Annotated in this window: 16 protein-coding genes and 1 pseudogene; 4 read left to right on the forward strand and 13 right to left on the reverse strand. The window is 64.0% G+C overall.

Annotated features, from left to right (window positions below; translation table 11 throughout):
- Nucleotides 1-26: 26 nt before the first annotated feature.
- Together ACZ89F_RS34515 and ACZ89F_RS34520 are read right to left on the reverse strand one after the other, a co-directional pair.
- Nucleotides 27-503 carry an anthrone oxygenase family protein gene (locus tag ACZ89F_RS34515; RefSeq protein ID WP_476096686.1) on the reverse strand — a complete coding sequence of 159 codons (477 nt, stop codon included), beginning with the start codon at nt 501-503 and terminating at the stop codon, nt 27-29.
- Nucleotide 504: 1 nt separating this feature from the next.
- Nucleotides 505-1,304: pseudogene (locus ACZ89F_RS34520) on the reverse strand (Rossmann-fold NAD(P)-binding domain-containing protein).
- A gap of 107 nt (nt 1,305-1,411) precedes the next feature.
- Here ACZ89F_RS34520 and ACZ89F_RS34525 point away from each other — a divergent pair.
- A complete protein-coding gene (locus ACZ89F_RS34525) occupies nt 1,412-2,053 on the forward strand; it encodes a TetR/AcrR family transcriptional regulator (protein WP_476096687.1) in 642 nt (213 codons plus the stop codon).
- Between the two features lie 327 nt (nt 2,054-2,380).
- Here the strand turns inward: ACZ89F_RS34525 and rpmE are convergent, their stop codons facing one another.
- On the reverse strand, nt 2,381-2,602 hold the full coding sequence (gene rpmE, locus ACZ89F_RS34530) for a 50S ribosomal protein L31 (RefSeq protein ID WP_006327661.1): 222 nt from the start codon (nt 2,600-2,602) through the stop codon (nt 2,381-2,383).
- Nucleotides 2,603-2,809: 207 nt separating this feature from the next.
- On the opposite strand from rpmE, the gene ACZ89F_RS34535 reads away from it, so the two are divergent.
- Nucleotides 2,810-4,609 carry an ABC transporter transmembrane domain-containing protein gene (locus ACZ89F_RS34535; protein ID WP_476096688.1) on the forward strand — a complete coding sequence of 600 codons (1,800 nt, stop codon included), beginning with the start codon at nt 2,810-2,812 and terminating at the stop codon, nt 4,607-4,609.
- Between the two features lie 36 nt (nt 4,610-4,645).
- Here the strand turns inward: ACZ89F_RS34535 and ACZ89F_RS34540 are convergent, their stop codons facing one another.
- Nucleotides 4,646-6,133 carry a carboxypeptidase M32 gene (locus ACZ89F_RS34540; protein ID WP_476096689.1) on the reverse strand — a complete coding sequence of 496 codons (1,488 nt, stop codon included), beginning with the start codon at nt 6,131-6,133 and terminating at the stop codon, nt 4,646-4,648.
- 141 nt (nt 6,134-6,274) lie between these two features.
- On the opposite strand from ACZ89F_RS34540, the gene ACZ89F_RS34545 reads away from it, so the two are divergent.
- On the forward strand, nt 6,275-6,628 hold the full coding sequence (locus tag ACZ89F_RS34545; RefSeq protein ID WP_476097457.1) for a DUF1304 domain-containing protein: 354 nt from the start codon (nt 6,275-6,277) through the stop codon (nt 6,626-6,628).
- A 76-nt stretch (nt 6,629-6,704) separates the two neighbouring features.
- Here ACZ89F_RS34545 and ACZ89F_RS34550 read toward each other — a convergent pair whose 3' ends face one another.
- From ACZ89F_RS34550 to ACZ89F_RS34590, 9 genes are all read right to left on the reverse strand, one after another.
- Complete coding sequence (locus tag ACZ89F_RS34550) at nt 6,705-7,142, reverse strand: hypothetical protein (RefSeq protein ID WP_476096690.1); 438 nt, start codon at nt 7,140-7,142, stop codon at nt 6,705-6,707.
- Nucleotides 7,143-7,391: 249 nt separating this feature from the next.
- The gene (locus ACZ89F_RS34555; RefSeq protein WP_476096691.1) at nt 7,392-8,423 is read right to left on the reverse strand and encodes a peptidoglycan -binding protein; all 1,032 of its coding nucleotides are present in this window, start codon (nt 8,421-8,423) and stop codon (nt 7,392-7,394) included.
- A 1-nt stretch (nt 8,424) separates the two neighbouring features.
- On the reverse strand, nt 8,425-9,450 hold the full coding sequence (locus ACZ89F_RS34560) for a MotA/TolQ/ExbB proton channel family protein (RefSeq protein ID WP_027037204.1): 1,026 nt from the start codon (nt 9,448-9,450) through the stop codon (nt 8,425-8,427).
- A gap of 108 nt (nt 9,451-9,558) precedes the next feature.
- Nucleotides 9,559-10,245 (reverse strand): PAQR family membrane homeostasis protein TrhA, encoded by a 687-nt coding sequence (gene trhA, locus ACZ89F_RS34565; protein WP_476096692.1) that lies wholly within the window; start codon nt 10,243-10,245, stop codon nt 9,559-9,561.
- Nucleotides 10,246-10,367: 122 nt separating this feature from the next.
- Nucleotides 10,368-11,168, reverse strand: coding sequence for an inositol monophosphatase family protein (locus ACZ89F_RS34570; RefSeq protein WP_056586436.1), 801 nt, complete (start codon nt 11,166-11,168; stop codon nt 10,368-10,370).
- 24 nt (nt 11,169-11,192) lie between these two features.
- On the reverse strand, nt 11,193-11,759 hold the full coding sequence (efp, locus tag ACZ89F_RS34575) for an elongation factor P (RefSeq protein WP_013529127.1): 567 nt from the start codon (nt 11,757-11,759) through the stop codon (nt 11,193-11,195).
- Nucleotides 11,760-11,900: 141 nt separating this feature from the next.
- Nucleotides 11,901-12,896, reverse strand: coding sequence for a tetratricopeptide repeat protein (locus ACZ89F_RS34580; protein ID WP_476097458.1), 996 nt, complete (start codon nt 12,894-12,896; stop codon nt 11,901-11,903).
- A 46-nt stretch (nt 12,897-12,942) separates the two neighbouring features.
- Nucleotides 12,943-13,590 (reverse strand): thiamine phosphate synthase, encoded by a 648-nt coding sequence (locus ACZ89F_RS34585; RefSeq protein WP_476096693.1) that lies wholly within the window; start codon nt 13,588-13,590, stop codon nt 12,943-12,945.
- 134 nt (nt 13,591-13,724) lie between these two features.
- A complete protein-coding gene (locus ACZ89F_RS34590) occupies nt 13,725-14,639 on the reverse strand; it encodes a DMT family transporter (protein WP_476096694.1) in 915 nt (304 codons plus the stop codon).
- A 132-nt stretch (nt 14,640-14,771) separates the two neighbouring features.
- Between ACZ89F_RS34590 and ACZ89F_RS34595 the strand changes: the two genes are divergently transcribed.
- Nucleotides 14,772-15,251, forward strand: coding sequence for an Lrp/AsnC family transcriptional regulator (locus tag ACZ89F_RS34595; RefSeq protein ID WP_476096695.1), 480 nt, complete (start codon nt 14,772-14,774; stop codon nt 15,249-15,251).
- Nucleotides 15,252-15,342 lie beyond the last annotated feature (91 nt).

A 15,342-nucleotide genomic window follows, 5' to 3' on the forward strand; every position in this document is an offset into this window, starting at 1 on the left:
CTTCACACTTTTCCTGGAATTGCTTTCTAGAGCAATGCGAAGATAAAGCAGGCCATCGCCACGACTGCGGTGATGGTGCGAACGTGGTTCCACATCACCCATTGGCTCAGATGGTTCGCCCACACGGCGGCGCCATTGCTGCTGGCTGGGTCGACGGCGGCGAGCGCATCGTTGAGCGGCACGTTGAAAACCATGGTCACGATCGGGTTGCCGACCAGGTAGATCACCGCTCCGGCAAGCAGCCAGTACGAGCCGGACTGGCTCCAGCCCATGATGGCGGCGGCGATAAGCACCAGACAGAGCAGGCCGGTGCCGAAAAGCGCCGTCATGAAGGTCGGGGTGATCACCGTGATGTTGATAGAATTCATCGCGGCGATGCCGCTTGGGACGGGCAGTCGGGCAAGAGCCGCCATGATGAAATTGGAAAAGGCGAAGAAGACGCCGGCGACGAGGCCCGAGCCGATTGCGGCAATGATGGTGAGGGCGGGAAGAAGCTTGGTCATCTCAGTTGCTCCAGATTCGGCTAGCGGCGGTTTCGGTTGCGTAAGTGGAGAAGTCTTTCGGTGCACGGCCAAGCACGCGCTGGACGCCGTCGGTGAGCGACTCGTTGCGGCCGTCGAGCACCTGGGTGAACAGCTCATTGAGTAGCCAGGCGAATTCGGGCGGCAATTCATGCGCAGCCACCGCGGGCGGTGAATTCTTCATGCGAGATTCTGACAAAGCGGATGTCGCGGCCGGCGGCCTTGCCGATCTCAGCGACCGCGTCGCCAAAGCTCAAGAGCCGCGGTCCGGTCAGCTCATAGAGCTGGCCAACATGGCCTGGCTCGGTCAGCGCGACGAAGGCGGCTTCGGCGATGTCGTCGACATCGACGAACGGCTCGCCGACATTGCTGACTGGCAAGGCTACTTCGCCTTCCAGCAAGGGCTCGACGAGAAAGCCTTCACTGAAATTCTGCGAGAACCAGGCGCAGCGCAGGATCGTCCAGTCGGGCTTCGGTCTCGCCGCGCCCGGACAGCAGCACCAGCCGGGTGACACCGTTGGCCACGGCGAGCCGGGCGAAGGCATCGACGACGTCAGCGGCGCCCGGCACGGCGATGTCGGGGTAGTAGCTGATGTAGACGGCACTCACTCCGTCGAGCGCGGGCGCCCATGTCGCGGGAACCTCCCAGTCGAAGCGTGGGCTGCCTGTGCGCGAGCCTATCCGCACCGGCGTGTCATGCGTGGTCAGCCGCTCGGCGAGGCGGCGGCCGGTCTTGCCGGTGCCGCCGAGGATCAAGATGGGTTTCGATATCGGGTTGTTCATGGTGGTTTCCTCTGTTTTGAAAAAGGTGAATAATCCTCACATTTGCAAAACGTGATAAACCCTCGTATTTTGCGAGTCAAGCGATTTTGCCGGCATTGGAGTTAGTCATGGAAGACACGGCCACGCCGGTTTCCCCGCAGGAGCAGATTGCTTCGCCGCGCCGGGCGCCCAGCCAGCAGCGCAGCCGCGAGCGGGTCGAGCGCATGCTGGCCGCTGCCTCGGCGCTGATTGCCGAGCAAGGCAGCGATGCCATGCGCATGGGTGAGGTGGCGGAACGGGCAGGGGTGTCGATCGGTTCGCTCTACCAGTTCTTTCCGGACAAGCGGGCGATCATCTGGGCGCTGGCCGAGCGCTACACCGCCGAGAGCCAAGCCTGCATCTCGGCAACGCTTGCCGGCGTCAACGACGCCGAGGGCCTGGGCCAAGCGTTTTCGGAGCTGGTCGACATCTATTACCGGCTGTTCCTGGCCGAGCCGGTGATGCGCGACATCTGGTCGGGCACGCAGGCCGACAAGGCGCTACGCCAGCTCGAACTCGCCGACAGCCGGGCCAATGCCGAGTTCCTCACCGCCGTGCTGAAACGGCTGCGGCCGGCGGCTGATCCGTCGGCGCTGGAAACCACGGCGTTCCTCATCTGGCAGATGGGCGAGGCGGCCATGCGGCTGGCGATCTCCGTCGAGCGGCAGGAGGGCGACAGGCTGGTCGCCGCCTACAAGCGCATGGCGCTCAGGGAATTGCTGGCCGGATAGGGACGACCTTGGCGCTTTTGCTGCATCGTTGACAGGTAGCGAAACCGCCTGCAACAGCGCCCTCTCCCCGTCCTGTACGGGGAGAGGATGCCGGAAGGCAGGTGAGGGGCGGCGCGGCCTATGGTATTTGATGGCCGCTTTATCGCGGAAAGTGCACTGTCACGGAAATTTCTCTCGTCCGTCTCGATAATCAAACCAATTATCGACGTCGGCACCGCCCCTCATCCGTCTGCCGGCACCTTCTCCCGTATAGTGACGGGGAGAAGGGAGCCCTGGTCAACAAAAAACCCGCCACAAGGGCGGGTTGATTCTGCCATGCAATACGGCTTAGAGGCCGAAACCTTCGAAACGCTTCTTGAACTTCGACAGGCGGCCGCCGCGGTCAAGCAGGGTCTGCTGGCCGCCGGTCCAGGCCGGGTGGGTGGTCGGGTCGATATCGAGGTTCATCGTATCGCCTTCCTTGCCCCAGGTCGAACGGGTCATGTATTCGGTGCCGTCGGTCATGACGACCTTGATGGTGTGGTAATCGGGATGAATGTCGGTCTTCATGGGTTCGGTTCCTGGCTTGCCGGCGCTGCCGACGGGCATAAGCCTGCGTCGATGCGCCCCTTTTTAAAACTCGAAGCCGCAGCTATTGAGGAGCCACGGCTTCTAAAACGGTCGGCGAGCCTATACATCAGCCGGAATTGAATCACAAGGCCGTGGCAAGCGCATATTGGGGCGCAAACGCCAAGGGCGGCTAGAGGAAACATCGGGATGGCGCAAATCAGCAGCGCAGACGAGCGCCGGCGCTCGCTCAAGCCGCTCAGGCGCCTGTTTCCTTACATCACGCAGTATCGCAGGCTGGTCATCGGCGCCATCATCTCGCTGGTCATCGCCGCGGCAACGACGCTGGCGCTGCCGCTGGCCGTACGACGCATGATCGATCATGGTTTCTCGTCGGCCAACACCATCTTCATCGCCGAATATTTCGCCGCCCTGGTGGCGATGGCCGCCGTGCTGGCGGCGGCATCGGCCGGCCGCTACTATTTCGTCATCACGCTCGGCGAGCGCGTCGTCGCCGACATCCGCCGCGATGTCTTTGCCCATGTCACGACGCTGTCGCCTTCCTTCTTCGACACCGCCCAGTCGGGCGAGATCGTGTCGCGGCTCGCCGCCGACACGACGCAGGTCAAGTCCGCGGTCGGGGCCACCGCTTCGGTCGCGCTGCGCAACGTCATCCTCGGCCTTGGCGCGCTGGCGATGATGGTCGTCACCAGCCCGAAACTGTCCGGCCTCGTCATTGCCGCCATACCCGTCATCGTGCTGCCGCTGGTCGCCTTCGGCCGTTCGGTGCGCGCCAAGTCGCGACAGGCGCAGGATACGCTTGCCGATGCCACCGCCTATGCCAGCGAGCAGATCGGCGCCGTGCGCACGCTTCAGGCCTTCACCAATGAGAAGCTGGTCACCGGGCATTTCTCCGCCGCGGTGGAAGCCGCTTTCGAGGCGGCACGCTCCTCGATCTTCGCGCGCTCCTTCCTCACCTTCTTCGCCATTTTCACCATCTTTTCGTCCGTCGTGGCGGTGCTGTGGTTCGGCTCGCGCGGCGTGCTCGAAGGCTCGATATCGCCGGGCACGCTCGGCCAGTTCCTGCTTTATTCGGTGTTCGCCGCCGGTGCGCTGGGCGCGCTGTCGGAAGTCTGGGGAGAGCTCGCGCAAGCGGCGGGTGCTGCTGAACGACTGACCGAGATCCTGGCCGAGAAGCCGGCGATCCAGGCTCCGGCCGATCCGAAGCCGCTGCCTGCGGTCGCCAAGGGTGCGATCATCTTCGACAACGTCTCCTTCTCCTACCCGGCAAGGCCCGACCGTGCCGCCGTGCATGGCTTGAGCTTTCAGGTCATGCCCGGCGAGACGGTGGCGATCGTCGGCCCGTCGGGGGCCGGCAAGAGCACGGTCTTTTCGCTGATCCTGCGTTTCTACGATCCCGAGACCGGCAAGATCCTGATCGATGGCATTGACGTGCGCGAGGCCGATCCCGTCTCGGTCCGCCAACGCATCGCCATCGTGCCGCAGGACGTCACCATCTTCGCGGCTACCGCGCGTGACAATATCGGTTTCGGCCGGCCGGGAGCCAGCAAGGTCGAGATCGAGACGGCGGCGAAGGATGCGCTTGCCGACGAATTCATCCTCAAGCTCGAAAAGGGCTATGACAGCCAGGTCGGCGAGCGCGGTGTGACATTGTCCGGCGGCCAGCGCCAGCGGGTGGCGATCGCCCGCGCCATCCTGCGCGACGCGCCGATCCTGCTGCTCGACGAGGCCACCTCGGCGCTCGACGCCGAAAGCGAGACGCTGGTGCAGATGGCGCTGGAACGCCTGATGCAGGGCCGCACCACCATCGTCATCGCCCATCGGCTGGCAACGGTGCTGAAGGCCGACAGGATCCTGGTCATGGACGGCGGCTCGATCGTCGAGGAAGGCACGCATCAAAGCCTGGTCGCCAAGGGCGGCATCTATGCGCGGCTGGCCAAGCTGCAGTTCGAAACCGGCGCCAGCGCCTTCAGAGGGGCGGCGGAGTAGTCAGAACCATCTGCGTTCCTGATGTGCCGACCGTCCTTACGCGGCTCCATATCGCTGCTTCAGATGGTTCACGAAATAGGTGGCGTTGAGCTTTTCGCCGGTAGCGCGTTCGAGCAGGTCCGGCGTCGACCAGCGTGACCCCTGCGACCAGATCTTTTGGCGGCGCCAGTCGTTGATCGCCTCGAAATTGCCCTTGGCGAGATCCTCGTCGGCGGCGGGATGCTCCCGCGTGAGCGCCGCCCATTGCTGTGCCGCCATCATCGCGCCCAGCGTGTATGACGGAAAATAGCCGAAGGCGGCGCCCGGCCAATGCACGTCCTGCATCGGCCCGTCGGCCGGATTGTCGATGGTGGAAAGACCGAGATAGTCGCGCATCTTGGCGTCCCAGGCTTCGGGCAGATCAGCCACCTCCAGCCTGCCCGCGACGAGCTCCTGCTCCAGTTCGTAGCGCAGGATGACATGCAGGGGATAGGTCACCTCGTCGGCATCGACACGGATCAGGCCGCGCTCGACGCGATGCACATGCGGCAGGATGTCGTCGAGCGACCAGGCTTCGCCGAGATGCTTTTCGACCACCGGCAGCGCCCAGCGCCAGAAGGCCGGGTTGCGGCCAAGCTGCTTTTCGACGAACAGGCTCTGGCTTTCATGCACGGCCATGCCGCGCGCCTTGCCGAGCGGCCAGTGCGACCATGCCTTGGGCAGGTTCTGTTCGTAGAGCGCATGGCCGGTCTCGTGCAGCACGCCCATCAGCGCCGACAGGAAATCAGACGTCTTGTAGCGGGTGGTGATGCGCACGTCGCTCGGCACGCCGCCGCAGAAAGGATGATGCGACACCGACAGCGACCCATGCGTCAGGTCGAAGCCGACCGCCGCCATCATGGCAAGGCCGAGCTCGCGCTGCCGGTCGATCGCATAGGTGCCCGACAGCGGCTTCAACGGGCGCTTGCGCAGCCGTGCGTCCTGGATCGCCAGCGCCTCCGGCACAAAGCTCTTCAGGAAAGCCTTAAGGTCGGTGAACACAGGCGTGATATCGGCGGTGCGGTTGCCGGGATCGTATTGCTCCATCAGCGCGTCATAGGGGGCAAGGCCGAGCACGTCGGCACGTAGCGCCGCCTCCTCGCGCACCAGCGCCACCACGCCCTCCAGCGCCGGCTGGAAGCCAGCCCAGTCGTTCTTGGCACGCAGGTCGCGCCACAGCTGCTCACAACGCATGCGCGCGGTCGTCTGGCGTTCGACGAATTCGACCGGCAGGCAGGTCAGGTTGGTGTATTGCCGCCGCAGTTCGGCGACGGCGGCGCGCTGCTCTTCACCCAACACTTCCTGTTCGGCTGCTGCGATCCAGTCGGCGATTTCCGGCGCCGTTGCCCTGGTGTGATACATGCCGGCCAGTGCCGACATCGCCTCGGCGCGCTTCTCGCCACCGCCGACGGCCATGTGGGTGGCTTCGTCGGCGCCGAGGATGGCCAGCGCATGCTCGAGCGCTTCGAGCTTGTGGCCGAGATCGTCGAGGTTCTGAAAGGACATGGCGGCTTCCGTGATTGAGGACGGCGCGAAAAGATACCAACGCAAAGGCGTTTGCAACCCTGCGGCTTCTGTGCGGCGGACGCATCTTGCGCAGGGCCGGTCATGCGTGAAATGCTGCCGGCGGCAATTGGGGGGAACAACATGATCGGCAACATCCTGGTCGGACTGGTGGCCTTGATCCATGTCTACATCGTCTATCTCGAGATGGTGCTGTGGGACACGCCGCGTGGGCACAAGGCTTTCAATCTGACGCCCGAATTCGCCAGCGCCTCGAAGGTGCTGGCCGCCAATCAGGGGCTCTACAACGGTTTCCTCGCCGCCGGCCTGATCTGGGGGCTTTACCTCGGGGCGGCCGGTTTCCAGATCAAGGTGTTCTTCCTGATGTGTGTGGCTGTTGCCGGCCTCTATGGCGCGGCCACGGTTGGCCGCAAGATCCTGTTCATCCAGACCGTGCCGGCGGTGGTTGCCCTGATCGCGGTCTGGCTGGGCTGGTAAAAAGGACGCCCGCGTGATTGGCTCCCGGAGGCGTCAGGCGGTCCCTTCCTCTTGGACCGTTTCAGCCGCTGTGGTCTCAGCCGTTCGGGTAGTTGCCGCCGTCGGCGCCGTCGCCCATCAGGAAACCTGAGCCGGTATCGACCCTCAGGCGCTGGTCGACATTGTCGAGACGGCGCAGCAGGTCATGGTATTGTGCGGCCGGTATCCTGCCGTGATCGGATGCCGCAATTTTCTCGGCCGCCTGACTGATGCGGGCGGTTCGCATTTCCAGACGCTCCGCCACGGCCGGCGTAATGTTGTTGGCCTGTCTCGCGTCCACTATGCCCTGATGGACGCCTTGAACCTGTTGGATGAGACCCTCGACGCGCGGGCCGGTGAAATCGGTCGGGTCGGTCGCATCGAGAGCGCCTTTGTTGTGGTGGCCCGCGGCATAGGCGCCGGCAAGCGGAACGGCGATGAGGAACGCCGTGAGTGTCGCAGTTCTAAGCGAGGTCTTGGGAGTGAAAGAGCGCATCACGCGTCTCCTCTTGTAGAGGAAGGCGGCGGTCGTTCCGCTTGCCTTCCGGCCGTGGGCCGTCCGGTTCCGTCGCGTCGCGATGAGGGGGATTCATCGCCGGCGGTTCTCGGCCCAGGCGGAAAGCTAGGACCCCACTGCGACAATGTGTAATTAAAAAAAGATAATCTTTTCAGGCCTTGCCGGCCTCGATCTGCGCCCTAGAGTTGAGCCGACGAACAAATTCGCGTGAGTTCGCGTGATGATGGATCAACGTTCGGTGAGCTTCAGTTCAATACGGCGGTTCTTGTTACGCGCCTCTTCGGTGTCGGCGGGATCGAGCGGCTGGAACTCACCGAAACCGGCGGCGACCAGGCGGTTGGCCGGCACGCCATTCTCGATCAGGAATTTCACCACCGAGGTCGAACGCGCCGTCGACAGCTCCCAGTTGTCGCGGTAGCGGCCGGTGCCGGAGAGCGGCTTGTTGTCAGTGTGTCCGTCGACGCGCAGCACCCAGTTGATCTCGGGAGGGATTTCCTTCTGCAGCTCGATGATGGCGTCGGCGAGTTTCTTCATCTCGACCTTGCCGGCGTCGTTGATCACCTCGGAGCCGGTCGGGAACAGCACCTCGGACTGGAAGACGAAGCGGTCGCCGACGATGCGGATGTTCTCGCGGTCGGCGAGGATTTCGCGCAAGCGGCCGAAGAAGTCGGAGCGGTAGCGGTTCAATTCCTGCACGCGCTGCGCCAGTGCGACGTTCAGGCGGCGGCCGAGATCGGCGATCTTGGTGTTGGAATCGCGGTCGCGGGTTTCGGAGACGTTGAGCGCATCCTCTAGCGCGCCGATCTGCTTGCGCAGTGCCGCGATCTGCTGGTTGAGGATCTCGACCTGACTCAGCGCCTGCTGACTGATCTGGCGCTGGCTGTCGAGTTCGCCGCCGAGCTCCGCGGCGCGCTGGTTGGCGGCGTCGCCGGCGCCAGCACCTTGCGCCAGCAATTGTTCGAGCCGGCTCTTTTCCGCTTCCGCCGCAGACAACGATGCCTGCAGATTGGCCAGTGAATCATCCTTGTCCTGCGCCGTCGAGCGTTCCAGCGCCAGCAACTGGGTCAGTTCGTTGATCTGCGAGTTGAGGCGCGAGAGCGCCGTATCCTTGCCGGAGATTTCGCGTCCCAGCAGGAACTGCGCCAGCACGAAGACCGTGAGCAGGAACATGATCGCCAAAAGCAGCGTCGACAGCGCGTCGACGAAGCCCGGCCAGTAGTCGATGCGGCGATCGGTGCGCCGGCCCCTGGCGAGTGCCATGTTAGTGGACCCCGGGCTTCTTCAGGGCGTCGGCGATCTTTTCCAGCGTGTTGCGCATCGCCTTCTGCTCGTCGGACTGGGCCTCGACCCAGTCGCGCATGATCTGCTGTTCCGAGCGCATGTTCTTGACCAGGCCGGAAATGCCGTCGGCGAGATTGGCCATGGCGGTGGCGACGCGCGGATTGGAGCCGCCGCCATTCTCCTGCATGCTGCGCAGCCGTTCGGACAAGACCCGGATCTCGTCGGAGGATTCGGTCTTGGCCGGATCGGCAACGACGATGTCGGATGACAGATCGGTGACCGAGGACAGCCAGTTCTCAAGCTCGGTGTAGAAGCGCGTCTGGGCGCGGCCGGCCTGCAGGTCGAGGAAGCCGAGCACCAGCGAGCCGGACAGGCCGAACAGCGAGGACGAGAAGGCCGTGCCCATGCCGGCCAGCGGTGCGGAAAGCCCCTGCTTCAGCGAATCGAGCACCGCCGCGGCATCACCCGTGCCGGGATCGAGCGATTCGATGGTCTCACGGATCGAGCCGATGGTGTTCAACAGGCCCCAGAAGGTGCCGAGCAGGCCGAGGAACACCAGCAGGCCGACGAGATAGCGCGAGGTGTCGCGGCTTTCGTCGAGGCGGGTGGCGATGGAATCGAGCATGGTGCGCATCGAACTGGTCGAGAAGGCCGTCGCCGAGGAGCGGCCGATCATCGCCTTCATCGGCGCCAGCAGCACCGGTTCGGTGGTCTCCGAGCCGGCACGGAAGGAGTTGACCCAGCGCACTTCGCGAAACAGCCGGCCGACCTGGGCGAAGGCCAGCAGGATGCCGACCACCAGCACGCCGACGATCAGGCCGTTGAGGCCCGGATTGCTGCCAAAGGCGGTCGAGATCTGTCGGGTCAGGATGGCTGCGATAAAGGCGACGATGACCAGGAAGATCACCATGGTCAGCAGGAAGACCTGCGGGCTCGACAGTTTGTGCGGATCGTAGATCAGGACATCAGAACGTCTGCCCATGCCGAAGGATCTGAGAAAAGCCATCCGTGCCCCGTTTCCGATGCCGCCGCCGATCACGTAAACCGCGACTCTAAACGGAATTGTGACCAAATTGAATGGCGCTTGGCAATATTGCCGCGTCGATAGTCTGTGTCAGAGGCGATTGATGACCAGACAGTCGACCATGGCGGCCAGATGCAGGCCGGCGCCGGTGACGACGAAACCGTGCCACAGCGCATTGTGGAAGCGCAGCCCCTTCCAGGCGAAGAAGATGACGCCGCAGGAGTAGACGATGCCGCCGGCGACGATGAGCGCGATCGATGTCGTCGGCAGCGTCTGCACAAGCGGCTTGACCAGGATGATGCCGCTCCAGCCGATGGCGAGATAGAAGACGATGGCCAGCCGGTCGAAACGGCCGGGAAAAAACACCTTGATGGCGATGCCCAGCAAGGCCGCGGTCCAGACCAGGACGATCATCCAGCGCGCCAGCGGCGAGCCTTCGAGCTGGGCCAGGAAAGGCGTGTAGGTCGCGGCGATCAGGAGATAGATCGCGGCGTGGTCGAAACGCCGCAAGACCCATTTCGCCGGCGACGACACCGGCCACAGATTGTAGGTCATCGACACCGACAGCACGGTGAGCAGCGAAACCACGTAGAAGGCGGCGGCGATGTATTCGCCCGGTCCGACACGAAAGGCCGCCAGCGCCAGCAGTGCCGAACCGGCCGAGATCGCCAGCACGATGCCGACCGCGTGGACGATGCCGTCGGCGATCATCTCGGCGCGCGAATAGTGCCAGCGTCCGATGAACGGGATGTCGGGGATGGGCTTGATGTCGTTCACTGCCGGGTTTCCTGCGCCGCGCACCACAAATCTGGGCGCCAGCCAAGCAGTATTTCAAGTCTTGTTTGCGGTTTTACGACTGCGGCGCTTCAGCGCGGCGTGCAGTCACCGCGGGTTGCCTGTCAACGAGAGGGGAGCGGCTTCTTAACGACCTTGAGCAAAGCGCGTTGAATGACCTCGTTGCCGGCGACAACCGAGCCGTTGTCGAGCATGTCCTGGCCGCCGTCCATGTCGGAGACGAAGCCGCCCGCCTCGCGGATCAGCAGCAGCCCGGCGGCGATGTCCCAGGCCGACAGGCCGGTTTCCCAGAAGCCGTCCATGCGGCCGGCCGCGACATAAGCGAGATCGAGCGAGGCGGAGCCGAGACGGCGGACGCCGGAAACCTCGGCCATGACATTGCGCAGCTCGACGAGGAAATTGCCGTGGTGACCGCGGCCGAGATGCGGCATGCCGCAGCCGATCACCGTGTCGACCAGCTTGATGCGGCCGGCAACGCGCAAGCGGCGGTCGTTCATGAAGGCGCCGCCGCCGCGTTCGCAGGTGTAGAGCTCGTCCATCGCCGGATTGTAGATAACGCCGGCAACGATCTGCCCCTGGCGCTCCAAGGCGATCGAAACGGCAAAGAGCGGGATGCCGTGCAGGAAATTGGTGGTGCCGTCGAGTGGGTCGACGATCCAGCGATGCTGGCCGTCGTCACCTTCGACCGCGCCGCGCTCTTCCATCAGGAAGGCATAGCCCGGCCGTGCCTTGGACAGCTCGGCAAAGACGATGTCCTCGGCCTTGCGGTCGGCCTGGCTGACATAGTCGCCGGGGCCTTTCATCGAGACCTGCAGGTTCTGCACCTCGCCGAAGTCGCGCGACAGCGAGCGGCCGGCTTTCATTGCGGCCTGGACCATGACGTTGAGAAGGGCTGAGCGTGCCATAGTGCTTTTTCCCGGTGCTGCGCGTCAGTCTGCGCGGCGCACGTAAGTGATTTCGTTGGTGTCGACGATGATGCGCTCACCGGCGCCGATGAATGGCGGCACCAGCACGCGGATGCCGTTTTCCAGGATCGCCGGCTTGTAGGACGAGGCCGCCGTCTGGCCCTTCACCACCGGGTCCGCCTCGGTGATGGTCAGCGTCACATAGTCGGGCAGCGAAATGCCGATAGGCCTCTCTTCATAGAGCTGGACCGTCACCATCATGCCGTCCTGCAGGAAGGCGGCGCGATCGCCGACGAAGTCCTTGTTCAATTCGAGTTGCTCGTAGCTCTGGGTGTCCATGAACACCAGCGCGTCTTCCTGCGCGTAGAGGAAGGAAAAGTCCTTCAGGTCGAGCCGGATCTGCTCGACCGTCTCGGCCGAGCGGAAGCGCTCGTTGAGCTTGGTGCCGTTGATGAGGTTCTTCAGTTCGACCTGATTGTAGGCGCCGCCCTTGCCGGGCTTGACGGTGTTGGTCCTGACCGCAACCCAAAGGCCGCCATCATGCTCGATGACATAGCCGGGACGAATTTCGTTGCCATTGATCTTGGCCATGATGAGGTGATCCGGAATGATACCAACGGCCAAGCCGTTGGTATGGGGATGTTCGCTGGGAAAGCGATTTCGGGCTCCCAAGACCACAAATCGTCAGAAGAGGCAAGGGAGCGCCAGGTCGGCGCCGAACCGGAGACGCCGTCAGGGCAGGCGGTTCGCCTTCTGCAGGGCCTGCTTGGTCTCGTCGTCGCTCAGCCCCTGCAGGAAGTCGTCCATCTGCGGATCGATGAGGCCGGCGCGACGGGCGACGATGTACCAGGCACCGGCGAGGACCAGGTCCGGATCGGTACCGATGCCTTGCATATAGAGTTTTGCGAGGCGGTTCTGGGCGGCGACATTGCCGCCCTCCGCCGCCTGCTTCATCCAGCCGAAGGCGGATTTCAGGTCGCGCGCACCGCCACGGCCTTCGATCATCCAGGCGGCGAGATCGATCTGTGCGGTGTCGTAATTCTGCCGTGCTGCCTGCGCCAGCAGGCGCCTTGCCTGCACATCGTCACGCGGCTTGCCGCCGACGCCATTGGCGTAGATCTGCGACATCGCATATTGCGCGTCGGCGAGGCCGGTCGCGGCGGCGCGCTCATAATAGGAGACCGCCTTGGCTATGCCGGCGTCGCCGGGGTCCTGCTCGACCAGCATCTGCGCGAAGTTGAACTGCGCCAGCCGGTTGCCGGCTTCGGCGGCGGCCTGCATCAAGGCATAGGCCCCCTTTTCGTCCTTCTTGACGTAGCGGCCGTCGAGCAGCATCAGCGCATATTGGAACTGCGATTCCGGCACACCCTGTTCGGCGGCCAGCGCGTACCATTTCGCCGCTTCCGCCGAATTGAGCGGCACACCGAGCCCGCGCGACAGGATCTCGGCCACCAGCGTCTGCGCCGCCGGGTCGCCGTTTTGCGCCCGGACCAGTGCAAGGTTGTAGGCCGTCTTGTAGAGCCCGCGCTGGAAGGCGCCATAGGCGGCATCCGCCGGCTTGGCGCCGAAGCGGTCGGGGTTGATGGTGTCGGCAGACGGCAGCGGCGCAGGCTCGGCCGTGGTGGCGGGCTGCGGCAGCGGCTTGTCGATCGGCTTGTCGGCGTGGGCGCTGATGCCAGGCTTGGGCTGCGGCAGCGGGACGGTCTCCGCGGCGGCCGCCTGGACCATCAGCACCGCAAGCAGAGCCTGGAGGGAAAGCCTCGCCGAGGGCACGTCAGTCCTCGAAGTGCGGCGCGGTCTCGTCGAGCAGCGCGTTGGCGCTGGCGACCGCTGTCTTGGGATCGGTGCCGTCGGCAAACACGGCGCTCGACAGTGCGACGAATTCAGCACCTGTGGCGCCCACGGCTTCGACCGAGGCGATGTCGGACCCGGCCATGACGATGCACGGGATCTGGATCATGTCGGCCCACCATCTGCCAAGCGACAGGTTGCGCGGGTGTGGTTCGGGCTTGTTGTCGTAACCGAAGCGGCCAAAGAAAATGTAGTCGGGCCGCGTTTCGCCAAGCTCGAGCGCGTCGTCACGCGTCTTGGCGCCGCCGGTGCCGACCATCATCTTTGCCTGGAAATGCTCGATCGTCTCGGCGAGTTCGGTCTTGGAGACCTCGACATGGATGCCGTCGGCCTGGACACGGCCGGCTATGCGGGTGTCGCCGGCGATGATGACAGCAACGCCGGCGGCTTGCGCTGCCGGCACGATCTGTTCGGCGAAAGCCTGGAAGGAGGCCTCGTCCATGCCGTTCTCGGGCAGGATCAGCGAAGCGACGTCGCCGCCTTCGAATGCAGTCACGATACGGGCCGCCGGCACGCCGGGCGGCGCGATCAGTATGATGCGACAGCGGTTGGGGGGCGTTGCGTCATTCATGGTTCTTCGGGTCCCGCGTTTCGCCTATGCCGGGCGAAGATGGTTGGATTGCGGCATAGAGCAAAGTGCCCGCCTTGAACAGGCGGGCAGCCGGGATCGCGATGTTTGACCCGCCGGATTGCCGGCAGGCCGCTTCACTTGATCGGGTGCGGGCTCGCGACTGATGGTTTCGACTTCCACAGCGTCCAGCCGAGATTCATGCCGGCGGCGGCGATCAGGATGGCGGTGGCGCCGACGATCTGGCTCAGATGCAGCCGATGGCCGAAGGCCACGACATCGACCAGGATCGCGACCACCGGGTAGATGAAGGACAGCGATCCCTGCAGATGCGTCGGCAATTTCTGGATGGCGCCGTACATCAGTATGTACATCAGGCCGGTATGGACGATGCCGAGCGTCGCCAGCATGGCCCAGCTCCATGGGTCGGTGGGCAGATGGGTAAGATTGGCGAAGGGCGCCAGCATGACGACGCCGACGCAGACCTGTATCAGTGCGATCAGGTGCGGCGGCGTGCCCTTGAGTTTCTTCGTGACGATAGCGGCGACGGCCCAGAAGAAGGCCGCGCCCAGCGCCATGACGATGCCGGTAAAATAATCCGTGCCGGTGCCGGCATTGGGGTCGGCATTGGGGGCCGACTGCACGATCAGCACCATGCCGGCGAAGGCGATGGCCAGCCAGGTCAGCTTGGTCAGGGTCAGCCGCTCGGCGAAGAAGAGCGCGCCGAAGCCGACCAGCATGAAGGGCTGCGTGTTGTAGACGGCGGTGGCGATCGAAATCGACGCGCGCGAGAAAGCGCTAAACAACAAAAGCCAGTTGACGACGATGGCGACGCCGCCGAGCGCGGCGATGCCGATGATGCGCAGCGACAGCCTGTTGCGCAGCAAGCCGAGGGCGGCGCAGATGATGAGCAGCGTCAGCGCGCCGAAAGCGCAACGCCAGAACACCACATCCATGATCGGCTGGCCGGACAGGACGACGAACCATCCGATCGTTCCCAGGATCGCCATCGCGGCGGACATTTCGACCGTGCCACGCACTGTTTCGTTCACAACAAACCTCCGTATCAGTTCAATCGCTATAATCTCATGCGGCAACGCGGCTTTCCATCGGATTAGAAAGGAGGTATGGGTGAATAGCCTAATTATATTAGGCGACGTCTCCAATTCAGCGAGAAATGTAAAATGCTGGACGATCTCGACCGAAATCTTCTTGAAATCCTGGTCAAGGATGCGCGGACCTCGCTGAAGGAGCTGGCCGCCCAGGTCGGGCTGTCGTCGCCAAGCGTTTCGGAGCGGCTGCGACGGCTGGAGGAGCGCGGCGTTATCCGGGCATTCACCGTTGAGATCGATCCGCTGGCGCTGGGTTATACCTTGCAGGCGATCGTGCGCATCCGGCCTCTGCCCGGCAAGCTGCACATCGTCCAGGAGCTCATCGAGGAAATCCCCGAATTCGGCGAATGCGACAAGGTGACGGGCGATGACTGCTTCGTCGCCCGCCTGTTCGTGCGCTCGATCGGCGATCTCGACGGAATTCTCGACCGTATCGCCGACAAGGCCGAGACGAGCACTGCCATCATCAAGGCGCAGCCGATCCGCCGCCGGCCACCGCCGCTCGACGCAACCGCCTCTCGGGACAAGGCAAAGGTTTTGCAGGCATCCTGAGCCAGACCGGCCACGCCCTGGTTTTCAGAGGGCTGATCGCAGCGGGTGGAAAGCCTGCGGAGGGATCGTTTTACTGTCGCTCCGGTCAAAA

This window comes from Mesorhizobium sp. USDA 3734 (assembly GCF_056279665.1).

Bases quoted from the DNA above. Each gene is read 5' to 3' on its own strand.
- ACZ89F_RS34515 (WP_476096686.1), bottom strand. From the start codon at position 503: ATGACCAAGCTTCTTCCCGCCCTCACCATCATTGCCGCAATCGGCTCG.
- ACZ89F_RS34525 (WP_476096687.1), top strand. From the start codon at position 1,412: ATGGAAGACACGGCCACGCCGGTTTCCCCGCAGGAGCAGATTGCTTCG.
- rpmE (WP_006327661.1), bottom strand. From the start codon at position 2,602: ATGAAGACCGACATTCATCCCGATTACCACACCATCAAGGTCGTCATG.
- ACZ89F_RS34535 (WP_476096688.1), top strand. From the start codon at position 2,810: ATGGCGCAAATCAGCAGCGCAGACGAGCGCCGGCGCTCGCTCAAGCCG.
- ACZ89F_RS34540 (WP_476096689.1), bottom strand. From the start codon at position 6,133: ATGTCCTTTCAGAACCTCGACGATCTCGGCCACAAGCTCGAAGCGCTC.
- ACZ89F_RS34545 (WP_476097457.1), top strand. From the start codon at position 6,275: ATGATCGGCAACATCCTGGTCGGACTGGTGGCCTTGATCCATGTCTAC.
- ACZ89F_RS34550 (WP_476096690.1), bottom strand. From the start codon at position 7,142: ATGCGCTCTTTCACTCCCAAGACCTCGCTTAGAACTGCGACACTCACG.
- ACZ89F_RS34555 (WP_476096691.1), bottom strand. From the start codon at position 8,423: ATGGCACTCGCCAGGGGCCGGCGCACCGATCGCCGCATCGACTACTGG.
- ACZ89F_RS34560 (WP_027037204.1), bottom strand. From the start codon at position 9,450: ATGGCTTTTCTCAGATCCTTCGGCATGGGCAGACGTTCTGATGTCCTG.
- ACZ89F_RS34570 (WP_056586436.1), bottom strand. From the start codon at position 11,168: ATGGCACGCTCAGCCCTTCTCAACGTCATGGTCCAGGCCGCAATGAAA.
- efp (WP_013529127.1), bottom strand. From the start codon at position 11,759: ATGGCCAAGATCAATGGCAACGAAATTCGTCCCGGCTATGTCATCGAG.
- ACZ89F_RS34580 (WP_476097458.1), bottom strand. From the start codon at position 12,896: ATGGTCCAGGCGGCCGCCGCGGAGACCGTCCCGCTGCCGCAGCCCAAG.
- ACZ89F_RS34585 (WP_476096693.1), bottom strand. From the start codon at position 13,590: ATGAATGACGCAACGCCCCCCAACCGCTGTCGCATCATACTGATCGCG.
- ACZ89F_RS34595 (WP_476096695.1), top strand. From the start codon at position 14,772: ATGCTGGACGATCTCGACCGAAATCTTCTTGAAATCCTGGTCAAGGAT.